The sequence below is a fragment of the Anaerostipes hominis (ex Lee et al. 2021) genome (assembly GCF_002270485.1).
Lineage (GTDB): Bacteria > Bacillota > Clostridia > Lachnospirales > Lachnospiraceae > Anaerostipes > Anaerostipes hominis.
Genome location: NZ_NQOG01000008.1, coordinates 77955 through 91922 on the forward strand (window position 1 = coordinate 77955; position 13968 = coordinate 91922).

The 13968-nt window shown below is 43.8% G+C and carries 12 protein-coding genes; 11 read left to right on the forward strand and 1 reads right to left on the reverse strand.

What is annotated here, in order from left to right; genetic code table 11:
• Window positions 1-262 precede the first annotated feature (262 nt).
• From fsa to CI597_RS09520, 7 genes are all read left to right on the forward strand, one after another.
• Window positions 263-916: a fructose-6-phosphate aldolase gene (gene fsa, locus CI597_RS09490; RefSeq protein WP_024728438.1), complete on the forward strand. Its 654-nt coding sequence runs from the start codon at window positions 263-265 to the stop codon at window positions 914-916.
• An 18-nt stretch (window positions 917-934) separates the two neighbouring features.
• Entirely contained in the window at window positions 935-1756 is an 822-nt protein-coding gene (locus CI597_RS09495) for a transketolase (RefSeq protein ID WP_024728437.1), read from the forward strand.
• Between the two features lies 1 nt (window position 1757).
• Window positions 1758-2696, forward strand: a complete 939-nt coding sequence (locus tag CI597_RS09500) for a transketolase family protein (protein WP_024728436.1) — start codon at window positions 1758-1760, stop codon at window positions 2694-2696.
• A 425-nt stretch (window positions 2697-3121) separates the two neighbouring features.
• Window positions 3122-3394, forward strand: coding sequence for a hypothetical protein (locus CI597_RS09505; RefSeq protein ID WP_051405241.1), 273 nt, complete (start codon window positions 3122-3124; stop codon window positions 3392-3394).
• The gene (locus tag CI597_RS09510; RefSeq protein WP_051405240.1) at window positions 3346-4275 is read left to right on the forward strand and encodes a BglG family transcription antiterminator; all 930 of its coding nucleotides are present in this window, start codon (window positions 3346-3348) and stop codon (window positions 4273-4275) included. The genes CI597_RS09505 and CI597_RS09510 overlap by 49 nt, the downstream gene beginning before the upstream one ends.
• Before the next feature lie 359 nt (window positions 4276-4634).
• Entirely contained in the window at window positions 4635-5513 is an 879-nt protein-coding gene (locus CI597_RS09515; protein ID WP_024728435.1) for a ribokinase, read from the forward strand.
• 94 nt (window positions 5514-5607) lie between these two features.
• On the forward strand, window positions 5608-6042 hold the full coding sequence (locus tag CI597_RS09520; RefSeq protein WP_024728434.1) for a hypothetical protein: 435 nt from the start codon (window positions 5608-5610) through the stop codon (window positions 6040-6042).
• Window positions 6043-6134: 92 nt separating this feature from the next.
• On the opposite strand, the gene glmS is transcribed toward CI597_RS09520, so the two are convergent.
• On the reverse strand, window positions 6135-7955 hold the full coding sequence (gene glmS, locus CI597_RS09525) for a glutamine--fructose-6-phosphate transaminase (isomerizing) (RefSeq protein ID WP_024728433.1): 1821 nt from the start codon (window positions 7953-7955) through the stop codon (window positions 6135-6137).
• 545 nt (window positions 7956-8500) lie between these two features.
• On the opposite strand from glmS, the gene CI597_RS09530 reads away from it, so the two are divergent.
• The 4 genes from CI597_RS09530 to clpX all read left to right on the forward strand — a co-directional run bounded on the left by CI597_RS09530 (window position 8501) and on the right by clpX (window position 13870).
• A complete protein-coding gene (locus tag CI597_RS09530; RefSeq protein ID WP_024728432.1) occupies window positions 8501-10507 on the forward strand; it encodes an LTA synthase family protein in 2007 nt (668 codons plus the stop codon).
• Window positions 10508-10637: 130 nt separating this feature from the next.
• Window positions 10638-11924, forward strand: coding sequence for a trigger factor (tig, locus tag CI597_RS09535; RefSeq protein ID WP_024728431.1), 1287 nt, complete (start codon window positions 10638-10640; stop codon window positions 11922-11924).
• Window positions 11925-11955: 31 nt separating this feature from the next.
• Window positions 11956-12546 carry an ATP-dependent Clp endopeptidase proteolytic subunit ClpP gene (gene clpP, locus CI597_RS09540; RefSeq protein ID WP_024728430.1) on the forward strand — a complete coding sequence of 197 codons (591 nt, stop codon included), beginning with the start codon at window positions 11956-11958 and terminating at the stop codon, window positions 12544-12546.
• A gap of 22 nt (window positions 12547-12568) precedes the next feature.
• Entirely contained in the window at window positions 12569-13870 is a 1302-nt protein-coding gene (gene clpX, locus CI597_RS09545; protein WP_024728429.1) for an ATP-dependent Clp protease ATP-binding subunit ClpX, read from the forward strand.
• Window positions 13871-13968: the final 98 nt, after the last annotated feature.

The following is a 13968-nucleotide window of genomic DNA, read 5'->3' on the forward strand; positions in this document are numbered from 1 at the left end:
TAAAATAAAAAATATTAATTGCCTGACAAAAGCATAACATAAATGGAATAGAAAAAACAGATAAAACCTAGGTTTTTTTTGATGGGTGAATTTGGTATACAATAACCATAAATTTTCGGCTATTAATAAACCATAAAATTATTAATAAATTCACTTTAAATCGCATAAACACTGGGGTTTAAGAGTTTGACAAACCGGGGGGATACATGGTTAAATGATACCAGAGCAAAAGTGCAGCAATTCATTTTAGGAGGAAGATAATATGAGATTTTTTTTAGACACAGCAAATGTAGAAGACATTAAAAAAGCAAACGACATGGGTGTGATCTGCGGAGTAACAACAAATCCGTCACTGATCGCTAAATCCGGAAGACAGTTTGAAGATGTCATCAAAGAAATCACTTCTATCGTAGACGGAGCTATCAGCGGGGAAGTCAAAGCGACGACAACCGATGCAGAAGGAATGATCAAAGAGGGAAGAGAAATCGCAAAGATCCACCCGAACATGGTAGTTAAAATTCCTACAACTATAGAAGGGTTAAAGGCTACAAAAGTATTATCTTCTGAGGGAGTTAAGACAAACCTGACTCTCGTATTTAATCCGACACAGGCACTGCTTGCAGCAAGGGCAGGAGCTACATATGTTTCTCCATTCTTAGGAAGATTAGATGACATTTCTCAGAATGGTCTGGATCTGATTGCCGATATTGTTGAGATTTTTGAGGCAGGCGGAATTGATACACAGATTATCTGTGCAAGTGTCCGCAATCCGATCCACGTAATCGAGTGTGCGAAGATGGGCGCAGACATCGCTACCGTACCTTACAATGTCATTGAGCAGATGATGAACCATCCTCTGACAGACCAGGGAATCGCAAAATTCCAGGCAGACTATAAAGCAGTATTTGGAGAATAAGAAAGGTTGGGAGAAAAAATGACAGTGGCAGAATTACAAAAAACAGCCAATGAGATCCGTAAAGGGATCATAAAAGCGACACACGCTGCAAAATCCGGACATCCGGGCGGATCTTTATCATCCGCAGACATGTTTGCATATTTATATTTTGAAGAGATGAACATTGATCCGGAAAATCCCAAGATGGAAGACAGAGACCGTTTCGTGCTGTCCAAGGGACATGTAGCGCCGGGACTTTACTCCACACTTGCAGAGAGAGGATTCTTCCCTAAAGAAGATTTACTCACACTGCGCCATATTGATTCTTATTTACAGGGACACCCTGACATGAAGAAAATCCCTGGAGTCGACATGTCCAGCGGATCTTTGGGACAGGGCATCTCCGCGGCAGTGGGAATGGCTGTGGCTGCAAAATTACAGGGAAAAGACTACCGCACTTACACCCTGCTTGGTGACGGAGAGATCCAGGAAGGACAGGTATGGGAAGCTGCCATGAGCGCAGGGTTCAGAAAGCTTGACAACCTTGTTGTCATCGTGGACAACAACGGCCTTCAGATCGACGGAAAAGTTGACGATGTGTGTTCACCATATCCGATCGATACAAAATTTGAAGCGTTCAACTTCAATGTGATTAATATCGACGGACATAACTTTGACGAGATTGCCGACGCACTGAAAAAAGCAAAAGAGTGCAAAGGGAAACCGACGGCTATCATCATGAAGACCGTCAAAGGAAAGGGAGTTTCCTTCATGGAAAATCAGGTCGGATGGCATGGTTCTGCTCCGAATGACGAACAATGTGAACAGGCATTGAATGAATTAGAGAAGGTGGGATGTTAAGATGGCAGATGTAAAGAAAATCGCAACCAGAGAAAGCTATGGAAATGCCCTGGCTGAATTAGGAAAAGAAAATCCAAACGTAGTAGTATTAGATGCCGATCTGGCAGCTGCTACCAAGACAGGCGTGTTTAAGAAGGAATTTCCGGAGCGTCATATTGACTGCGGTATCGCAGAGTGCAACATGGTGGGAATGGGAGCAGGTCTTGCTGCCAGCGGTATGATCCCGTTTGTCAGCACATTTGCAATGTTCGCCGCAGGACGTGCATATGAGCAGGTAAGAAACGGTGTGGGATACCCTCACTTAAACGTAAAAATCGGGGCTACCCACGGCGGTATCTCCGTTGGAGAAGACGGTGCGACTCACCAGTGCTGCGAGGATGTGGCGTTAATGCGCACAATCCCTGGGATGACGGTCATCGTGCCTTCCGATGATGTGGAAGCAAAGGCAGTTGTAAAGGCAGCAGCAGAACTTGACGGACCTGTATATATGAGATTCGGGCGTCTGGCTGTGCCTGTGATCAATGATACAGCAGACTATAAGTTTGAGATTGGAAAAGGTACTGTGTTAAGAGAAGGTACCGATGTGACCATTATTGCAAACGGACTTTGTGTAGGTGAGAGTCTTGAAGCTGCTGAGAAGCTTGCTGCTGACGGAATCAATGCAAAAGTCATCAACATGGCAACGGTAAAGCCGCTGGATGATGAGCTGGTGATCGCCGCAGCAAAAGAGACTGGAAAAGTGGTTACAGTGGAAGAACACTCTGTGATCGGAGGACTCGGAAGCGCTGTATGCGATGTGCTGAGCGAGAAAGCACCGACTCCGGTACTGAAACTTGGGGTACAGGATGTATTCGGACATTCAGGACCGGCAGTGGAACTGATCAAAGAATTCGGACTGGACAGCGAAGGAATTTACAAGAGCGTGAAAGCGTTTGTATAGAAAAAAATATTTTATAGGATTGAAAAAGAGATCTCAGTTGAGGTCTCTTTTTTAGTTATTCGAATAGTTATTCGAAAAGTTCTCTGTGCAGGATGTTTGAGTTTTTTACCACTATTTCCGGCACGCTTTAAAATGCGTTCCTCCAATAGTGATAAAAAACTATTGTTAGATAATTCCATTTGTTCGATGAGTACTTATCCAGTAGATATTACGTCTATTTTCTACATGATTGGAGTGAGGCATTCTAAGAGCCGAACGAAAATCATGTGGAAAATGTCATACAACTTTCCTCGATGAAGGCAAAAAATCTACCGCATTAAGATGTCCTGACTCAATAATTTGATGAAAATTTTCTATGCTATACTTAAATTATCAAAAAGGAGGTGTGAAAGGATTTCAATTTTATTGAAAGGAGCCTGGAAGAGATGAGACGTTCAAAAGATAAATTCTATAAGAGACAAATATTTGACTGCCTCATGGAAGGAAAAGTAGTTGCAGCCGGGGAGATTACACAGGAAGTCGGCCTTTCTGAAAAATCTGTGAGAAACAAGCTGGATGGAATGAATGAATTTCTATTGCAGAAGAAATCCAGCGCAAGCCGAGGGAGGAGGTGTTCCATGTACACTTCCTGTCAGAGGATATCTTATTCTTGTCCATTCAAATCCTGTGTTCTAAATTCCTTGGTATTTCAGAAGTAGAACTTACCCTGGAGCAGGTGAGGAAATATGATAATAAGCTGGTTGAATTCGTAGACAGAATGTTAAAAATGATTGGGGATGTTCTGGAAGTAGACCTGACATCGGATAAGAAGGTCAAAGAGAGTTTGATCGTGCATCTCCGCCCTACAATTTTCAGGTTAAGATACGGCACTCCTCAGGACAATGCCCTGATTGACTTTATCAAAGAGGAGTATAAAAATGTATTTCGGGCCAGCTGGGTGATCAGTATTTTATTTGAGGAAAGCTATCATCTCCAGATTACAGAAGACGAAATAGGATACATTGTTTTATATAATCAGGCGGCCATAGAAAGGAAAAAGTTTCAATATGATGCATTAGTGTTCACTGATTCCAATATGGGGCATGCACAGCTGATCAAAGAGAGAATACGGAAGTTTGTGCCGGAAATAGGGAAATTAGTGTTTGTCAGTACACACGACTACAAAACAGAGGACTATTGGGACTATGATCTGATCATTTCGTCGAAGGATATGAAGACAAAGGACAAGAGAGTTGCAGTGATTCCGAATATTTTAAATAAAAATGGTATTGTTGGGCTGAGAAATCATTTGGATGATATGAATTCTCAGATGATCGAGAATGAAAATCCTTTTTCTCCGGAACTGATCTTTGCGGAACTGAAGGTTCAGACAAAAGAAGAATGTTTACAGGTTATGTGTGAGGCCATGAAAAAAAAGGGAGTCGTAAAAGATGATTTTTATGGCACCGTCATGGAACGGGAGAGAAATACGACAACAACGATAGGAAATGGGATCAGCCTTCCCCATGGCTCGCCGACTGCCGTCAATGAGCCAAAGGTCGCGGTGGCTTTTTTTAGAAGAACCGGTCATCTGGGATGATGAGCAGATACAGATTGTATTTTTGCTGGGGTTTAAAATGAACACGAGAGATGAGATCCACCGTATACAGTTATTCTACAAGGAATATGTATCCCTGATCGATACGGAGGAAAAGATCAAGATGCTCAGGAACCCGGCTTCATAAAGGAAATTCAGAAAAGAACTGAACAGAAGGTGTACCCGGCACTGAAAGAAAATATTTGTATCGTACCGGCACAGCTTGGAGAAGACTGCGGTCTGATCGGAGCCGCATATCTGGCAATGCAGAAAGCAGGCTTATAACATATGGGTTCTGAGAGGGTATGAAATATATCCGGAGAATGATATAATAAAATCAAAAGGTGTGGGAGGCAGTTTATATGAAAGTTTTAAATTACGGTTCCTTAAACTATGATTTTGTATATCAGGTAGATCACATCACAGAGGCAGGAGAAACGCAGGCATCTGAAAAAAGGGAAACCTTCTGTGGAGGAAAAGGGCTGAACCAGTCCATAGCCCTTGCAAAAGCCGGAGCAGAGGTTTTTCAGGGCGGAACGGTCGGCGCTGACGGACAGATGCTTCTCGATGAACTGAATAAATACGGGGTGGACACCTCCTTTGTGCGGAAAATTGACGGCGAGACCGGACATGCGGTCATACAGGTAGACAGGAATGCACAAAACGGGATTCTTCTATTCGGAGGAGCGAATGTGAGGCAGACAAAGCATGAGATGAATCAGGCTCTGGATGCATTCGGACAGGGAGATTTTCTGCTGATCCAGAATGAGATTAATCTTTTAGACTATCTCATTGACAGTGCATTTGACCGGGGGCTTCGCATTGTCTGCAACCCTTCTCCTTATAATCGAACTCTTGAACAATGTGACTTTTCAAAAATTTCTATTTTTATGCTCAACGAAGTAGAAGGTTTTCAGATGACAGGGGAAAGAGAGCCGGAAAAAATCCTGGATGTGATGGCGGAGCGGTTTCCTCAGGCAGAAGCCGTGCTGACTTTAGGGGAAAAAGGTGCTGTTTACCGGAAGGGAACTGTGAAGGTCAGGCAGGACTGTATACCGGCTGATGTGGCGGACACCACTGCCGCAGGAGATACTTTTACCGGCTATTTTATCGCAGGTATTATAGAAGGGATGAGTCCCGGGGACAACTTGAAACGGTGTGCGAAAGCGTCATCCATAACTGTATCCAGAAAGGGAGCGGCACCGTCAATACCGACATCGGATGAAGTCGATATTATTTGAAGTTTCTGAATATTATCTTATATGGAAAAATATGTTGTTTTTCTTTCCTTGCCGGAGTATAATAATATTAACACAAAAGAAGGAGGAACAGCGAATGGACAACAATGAATTACTCATACAGATAGAAAAGTTACTGGATTGCAAACTAGAAGGAAGATTCGATTCATTAGAAGGAAGGCTTGATTCATTAGAAGAAAAATTCGATTCATTAGAAGGAAGGTTCAACTCACTAGAAGGAAGGTTCAACTCACTAGAAGGAAGATTCAATTCATTAGAGCTAAAAGTGCAGTCCATAGATGACAGGCTGATCGCAGTGGAGGAGGACCTATCCCCTATCAAGAGAACCTGCCTCCGTGTGGAGAACGAGATCATTCCAAAGCTGGATGCCCTCTATGAGGACAGGATTCCGCATGCAGAGTTCAGCAGATTAAGCGACCGAGTGGAAAAAAATACACATATGCTGTTAGTGATGAAGGACGTAATCATCAATCACAGTGGTGAGATACAGCACTTAAAAGAGGTAAAATAATCTTTGGTACTTATGACAGCATAAAGCAAAACACCAGCTCAATTTGAACTGGTGTTTTATAATATAAAAATTATGCTTCATGAAACAGCGGTCTACTCTACGGTTACGGATTTTGCCAGGTTTCTTGGCTGGTCTACGTCATTTCCTCTGAAGACGGTTACGTGGTATGCAAGCAGCTGCAGTGCCACCGTGACGCCGAAGGTTCCGAATCTGTCATCTACGGCAGGTACCTGGATCAGGTCGTCATAGACGCCCTCGTAGTCTGACATGTCTTTGTCGGTCACCATGATCACATGGGCTCCGCGGGCTTTCACTTCTTCTACATTGGCCATGATCTTAGGAAGGACATGATCCTGTGTTGCGATGGCGATGATCGGAACGCCCTCAGTTACAAGAGAGATGGTTCCGTGCTTTAACTCCCCGGCATTGTATGCTTCAGAGTTGACATAAGAAATCTCTTTGAGCTTGAGTGAGCCCTCACTGGCAATCGCATAGTCAAGACTGCGGCCTAAGAAGAATGCAGAGAAGGTATCCTTGATTTTTTCCGCGATATCTTTGATATAGCCATCCATTTTCAGAACTTCTGCTACCGTGGAGATCGCCTCCTCAAATTTTGTACAGTACTCTGATAATTCTCCTTCTGTAAATTTACCGCTCAGTTCAGCCAATTTTAGGGCGATCAGGTAGAAACCTGCGCACTGTACAGAGAATGCCTTTGTACTTGCAACGGCAATTTCCGGACCGGCATGCGTGTATAGTACCTGGTCACTTTCTCTTGCAATGCTGGAGCCCTTTACATTAACAATAGAAATTGTCTTTGCACCCTGTTCATTGGCAAGGCGCAGTGCGGCTAAAGAGTCGGCTGTCTCTCCGGACTGGGAGACAATGACCACTAATGTATGTTCGTCAAGGATCGGATCCATATACCGGAACTCAGAAGAAAGTTCTACGGTGACAGGAATCCGTACCATGGATTCGATCAGATGGCGTCCGACCAGGCCTGCATGCATCGCTGTACCGCATGCAGTCACAATGATCCGGTTGATGCCTTTGAACAGATCGTCAGATATCCCGTCGGTGGCAAAGTCTGCACGGCCGTTGTGGAGTCTTGGCATAACGGTATTTTTCAGTGCCTCCGGCTGGTCATAGATTTCTTTCTGCATAAAGTAATCATATCCGCCCTTTTGAGCAGCGGTAGTATCCCAGTCAACGTGGAGCATTTTTGGTGCAACGATGTTCTGATCCATATCATAGAGTATGATTCCGTCTTTTTTCATGACTACGATGTGCTCTTCCGGCACTACAAAATAATCTTTGGAGTACTGAAGCAGTGCCACCATATCAGAGGCGATGAAGGCGCCGTCGTCTGTGGAAGTGGCTACCAGCGGGCTGGAATTGCGCATACAGTAGATCTCTTCAGGATGATCGCTGAACATGATACAGAAACCGTAAGCTCCTTCAAGGGCTTCATCGGCTTTTTTCATCGCGGCAAACGGATCTCCGTCATACACGGAGTCAAGATAAAGAGCCGCAATCTCGGTGTCAGTCTCAGAAACAGGAGTCCGGCCCTGAGCTTTGAGGGCTAAAGCAATCTCTTTGTAGTTTTCAATAATTCCATTGTGGATCAGTGTGATTTTTCCTGCCACATGGGGATGTGCGTTGGTGGTAGTAACCCCTCCGTGAGTAGCCCATCGTGTGTGTCCGATCCCGCATGTTCCGCTGCGGTCTTCTGATGACGCTACTTTTTCGCGGAGATTGGAAACCTTTCCGGCTGTTTTAATGATCTTAGTGGATGAGCCTTCACTGACTGCGATCCCTGCACTGTCATATCCGCGGTATTCAAGCTGTGTCAGGCCTCCTACCAAGATATCTGCTGCCTCGAGTTTTCCAGTAAATCCAATAATTCCACACATGTTGAAATCTCCTTTTTATTTAATTTTATGCGGACACAAAGAAAACGTCGCTTAAAATGAAAAAGCGATGAAGTGTCCTCTCATTCAAATGTTCTTTTGTGTGGTTTTTATATCTTTGGCTGTACAGTCTTTGTTCTGCAATTACTCACAGGTTTGCTCTGTACATCACGCGTCCAAAGCCACGGGAAAGCATCCGCCGAATCTTCGATCACTTTCCACCTCGTTAACCTTCTGCTCTTCGTTATCTGTTCGATAAGTCAGGTTCCGTGCCAGAAGGTGCATGGCGCTTAAAACTGCTCTGCTCCTTTCTTCGATATAAACTAGAAACTTTACAAAAAACCATAAGAAAAGTTTCCTAAAGCATCGTATCATGGATACAGAAAACTGTCAATCTGGGCAGAGCATTTAAGAAATTTTTCACAATTAAGGTATAGATACTTTGGAATGACAGTGTTATAATACACTGTATGACTTTTTGCAAATAAGAAATCTCCGAGTTTTTCGGAGCCTTTTTTGAAAGACAGAATCAAAGTAAGGAGAGTATCATGAAATCTTTGGTAAAGAATATAGTAAGCCAGATTGGGAAGTGGATCGAGAAGGTTCCTGTTCTGTGCAATATTGTGCTGGCATTTGGCATGGCATTTTTATTGGAAGTTCTCGGACGCCAGACATTTGACCAGGGAGTATTCGGGTTTGTCAATGACAGGACCAAGATGTTTCTGTACAGCGCATTCATCATTTTTGTCACTTATTCTGTGGTATTGATCGTTAAGCGGAGGCTGTTTACCTACATTATAGTGACATTGGTCTGGTCAGTCATCGGGATAGTCAATTTCCTGATGCTCAGTGCCAGAAATACTCCATTCACGTACGTGGACGTCACACTGATGAAATCTGTACTTCCGGTCATGACCAACTATTATTCGCCGTCAGCCATCATTTTTATGGGTGCACTTATTTTAATCGTATTGGTGCTGCTCGTAGTAGGATTTCTCTATCTGCCGAAAAAACAGAATCTACAATATAAAAGGAATATCCTTGCGGTTGCTGTTATTTTTGCAGCATTCGGAGTGACCACCGTATATGGATTCAGGAGCAATATGCTCACAGACAGGATCGGCAACATCCGGATCGCCTATGGAGATTACGGGACACCGTATTGTTTTTCGATTACTGCGTTGAAAAACGGGATTGATAAGCCGTCCAACTATTCGGAAGAAAAGATCGACCAGATTGAGCAAAAGACCAAGCAGGCACAAAATAAGAAAAAGGGCAGAGTCAGGAAGCCGAATATCATTTTTGTGCAGCTGGAGTCACACTTTGATATCACCCAGGTAAAAGGAGTGAAGTTCAATCAGGACCCGCTCCCGAATTTCCACAAATATATGAAGGAATACTCCTCCGGACAGCTGAGCATGCCGTCTTACGGCGCCGGGACTGCCAATTCCGAATTTGAAGCGATTACAGGTATGAACCTGGACCATTTCGGAGCGGCGGAATACCCTTACAAGACTGTGCTGCAGTCGACGACCACAGAGAGCATGGCCACATTGCTGAAAGAAGACGGATATACCGCGCATGCCATCCACAACAACAGCGCCGCCTTCTATGACAGGGATCTGGTTTTCTCCCAGCTTGGGTTTGACACCTTCACCTCAAAAGAATGTATGAATATCAAAAAATGGACAGAAAATGGATGGGCCAAGGATACTATACTCACAGGCTGTATTCTGAACGCTTTGGATTCCACAAAGGGACAAGATTATATTTATACTATTTCTGTCCAGGGGCACGGAGATTATCCTAAGACAGAGATTATTGAAAATCCAAAGATCAAGGTGTTGGGCGGAATCAAAGATGAGGCTTTAAAGAACAAATATACCTACTATGCCAATCAGGTATACCAGATGGATCAGTTTGTGGGAGACCTGGTGAATGCATTGAAAAAACGGGGTGAAGATACGGTTCTTGTGATGTATGGAGACCATCTCCCGAGTCTGGAGGTAGATGATAAAGATCTTACCTACGGGAATAAATATGAGACAAGCTATTTTATCTGGGACAACATGGGACTGAAAAAGAAGGACGGGGTGATCGAAGCTTATCAGCTCGGTTCCGATATCCTCGCCAAGCTTAACATCAAAAACGGGGTCATGAACAGTTTCCATCAGACCCGGCAGGGCACGAAAAATTACCAGAAGGACATGAAGGCACTGCAGTATGATATGCTTTACGGCAAGCAGTATGTCTGGGATCAAAAAAATCCATTTCAGGCAACGGATATCTCGTTTGGCATTAGAAAGGTCAATGTGACAAAAGCTTATGAGACTGAAAACAGCATATTTATAGAAGGAAATAACTTCACAAACTTCTGTCAGGTGTATGTGGATGAGACGAAGATCAATACGACATTCCACAATGAACATCTATTGGAAGTGTCCAAAAAGGATCTGAAAAAGGGAGATGCTTTCACGGTGAAAATTGTAAGCAAGGCTCCGAGAATCCTGCAGACATCCGGCGAATATGTCTATCAGGGAGTAAAGCAGCAGTAGGGCTTTATTTGACAGAAATGGCGTAAAATCTGTATTTTCAGTCGACAGGTCGGAAACGTCATGGTATAATGACTTAATGTTTGTATAAAACTACAACAAAGATAATGATATTTTAGGAGGATTTGTAAGAATGGGATTACAAGTTGAAAAGTTAGACAATAATATGGTAAAAGTGACGATTGAGGTAGAGCCTGAAAAATTAGATGCAGCGATCAAAAAAGCATATAATAAGAAGAAATCACAGTTCAGCGTACCTGGATTCAGAAAAGGAAAAGTACCTCAAAACTTCATCGAAAAAGCATACGGAGTAGAAGTTTTTTATGAAGATGCGGCGAATATTTTGATTCCTGAAGCATACAGTGAATCAATGAAAGATTCTGATCTGGATATTGTTTCCAGACCGGACATCGACGTGGTTCAGTTAGAAAAAGGAAAACCGTTTATTTTCACAGCCGAGATCGCGGTCAAACCGGAAGTAACTCTCGGAGATTATAAAGGACTGGAAGTCGAAGAAAAGAAAATCCGCGTAACAAAAGAAGAAATTGAAAAACAGCTCAAAAAGGAACAGGAAGCAAATGCCAGAGAAATTACAGTAGAAGACCGCCCGGTCAAAGACGGAGATATCACTCTGATCGATTACTCAGGATCTGTTGATGGTGAAAAATTCGAGGGAGGAACGGCAGAAGATCAGACTCTGGTTATCGGATCAGGTACCTTTATCGAAGGTTTTGAAGAGCAGCTGATCGGCAAAAATATCGGCGATGAAATCGAAGTCAATGTTACGTTCCCGGAACAGTACCATGCACCGGAACTGGCAGGAAAACCGGCTGTTTTTGAAGTGAAGATCAAAGGAATTAAAGAAAAAGAACTTCCGGAATTAGACGATGAGTTTGCATCTGAAGTTTCCGAGTTTGAGACTCTGGAAGACTACAAGAAAGAAATCAAGAAGAATATCAAGGCACAAAAAGAAGAAGCTGCCAAGACAGAAAAAGAAAATGCATTGGTTGACCAGGCAGTGGAGAATGCATCCATGGACATCCCTGATGCCATGATCGAAGAACAGGTACAGCAGATGGCAGATGAGTTCGCACAGAGGCTCAGTTACCAGGGACTTAACATGGAACAGTACCTTCAGTATACAGGAAGCGATGCCCAGAAGTTCGCGGAAGAGTTAAAGCCTCAGGCGTTAAAGAGAATCCAGACCCGTCTTGTATTAGAGGCGATCGCTGCGGCAGAAAGTATCGAAGCCAGTGAAGAAGACTTTAAGAAAGAATTAGAAAAAATGGCTGATATGTATCAAATGGAAACAGAACAGTTAGAGAAGATGGTACAGGGAAGCCAGAAGGAACAGATGATGGATGATATTGCTGTTCAGAAGGCAGTAGATTTCCTGATCAGTTCCTGCCAGACAAAATAATTGACAGATAGAAAACCGGGAGGGGTTTAAGATGAGTTTAGTACCTTATGTCATTGAACAAACAAGTCGCGGGGAGCGTTCTTATGACATTTATTCCCGCTTATTAAAAGAAAGAATCATTTTCCTGGGAGAAGAAGTAACTGATGTTTCTGCAAGCCTGATTGTATCCCAGCTTCTTTTTCTGGAAGCAGAAGACCCGGAAAAGGATATCAGCCTGTATATCAACAGTCCGGGGGGATCTGTCACAGCAGGCATGGCAATCTATGACACGATGAATTTCATCAAATGTGATGTATCTACGATCTGCATGGGCATGGCAGCCAGCATGGGCTCTTTCCTGCTTGCAGGGGGAGCAAAAGGAAAGCGCATGGCGCTGCCTAATGCCGAGATCATGATCCACCAGCCGATGGGCGGAGCCCAGGGGCAGGCTACAGAGATCCAGATTGCTGCAGAACATATTTTACAGACGAAGAAGCGCTTAAATCGCATTTTAAGTGAAAATACAGGAAAACTATTAGAAGTCATCGAACGGGATACGGACCGTGACAACTGGCTGACTGCAGAGGAAGCTGTGGAGTACGGACTGATTGATGCCGTCTTTGACAAGAAGAGGGAATCATAATTAGAAAGAGCGAGGTAATTCTATGGTAAATCACAGCGATGACAAAAAGCAGCTTCGTTGCTCTTTTTGCAATAAGACCCAGGATCAGGTGAGAAAACTGATTGCAGGGCCGAAGGCAAAAGGCGTCTATATATGTGATGAATGTATTGAAGTCTGCGCGGATATCATTGCCGAGGAATTTGAGCAGTATATTGATGATGCAGAGATCCATTTAAATAAACCAAAAGAAATAAAAGCATTTTTGGATGATTATGTGATCGGGCAGGACGAGGCCAAGAAAGTGCTGTCTGTAGCAGTTTATAATCACTACAAGAGGATTCTTCTGGGAGATTCCTCAGATATTGATCTTCAGAAGAGCAATATCATAATGCTCGGGCCGACGGGATCAGGGAAAACACTGCTTGCCCAGACACTGGCAAAGATGCTGAATGTTCCGTTTGCCATCGCAGACGCCACGGCGCTGACCGAAGCCGGCTACGTGGGAGAGGATGTGGAGAACATTCTCTTAAAGATCATCCAGGCGGCAGACTATGACATCGAACGGGCACAGTGCGGTATCATTTATATTGATGAGATCGATAAGATCACAAGAAAGTCAGAAAACACCTCTATCACCAGAGACGTCTCCGGTGAAGGTGTGCAGCAGGCTTTATTAAAGATCATTGAGGGAACGGTAGCCTCTGTTCCGCCTCAGGGAGGACGGAAGCATCCGCACCAGGAGTTTATACAGATTGATACAACCAATATCCTGTTTATTTGCGGGGGAGCTTTTGACGGACTGGAGAAGATCATTGAATCCAGAATTGGACAGAAGTCTATCGGATTCAATGCAGAGATCGGAAACGGCAAAAAAGAGGATATCGGGGGACTGCTCCAGCAGGTACTGCCGGAAGACTTCGTGAAATTCGGACTGATCCCTGAGTTTATTGGAAGAGTTCCGGTGAATGTATCCTTAAATCCTCTGGACAGAGAGGCGCTTGTGCGCATATTGAAAGAGCCGAAGAGTGCATTGGTGAAACAGTACCAGAAGCTGTTTGAACTGGACGGAGTAGACCTGGTATTCGAGGACGGTGCTCTGGAAGCGATTGCAGAGAAGGCTATGGAGAGAAAGACAGGAGCCAGGGGGTTAAGGGCCATCATGGAAGGTGTCATCATGGACTTAATGTATCAGGTGCCTTCTGACGAGAAAGTGTCCAAATGCCTGATTACAAGAGGCGTTGTGGAATCTTCGGAAGAGCCGGTGATCGAGAGGTCTGATGACAGAACGAAGAGAACGTCAGGCGTTAAAAAAAGAACGAAGAAGAGTAATGGTGAGATAGCATAAGACATCCGGCCCAAAGTCAACAAACTGCTTTAATACAAGAATTTCTTGCTATTGAGGCAGTTTTTTTGGCATAAATGACGATATGATAACGAAGGAGA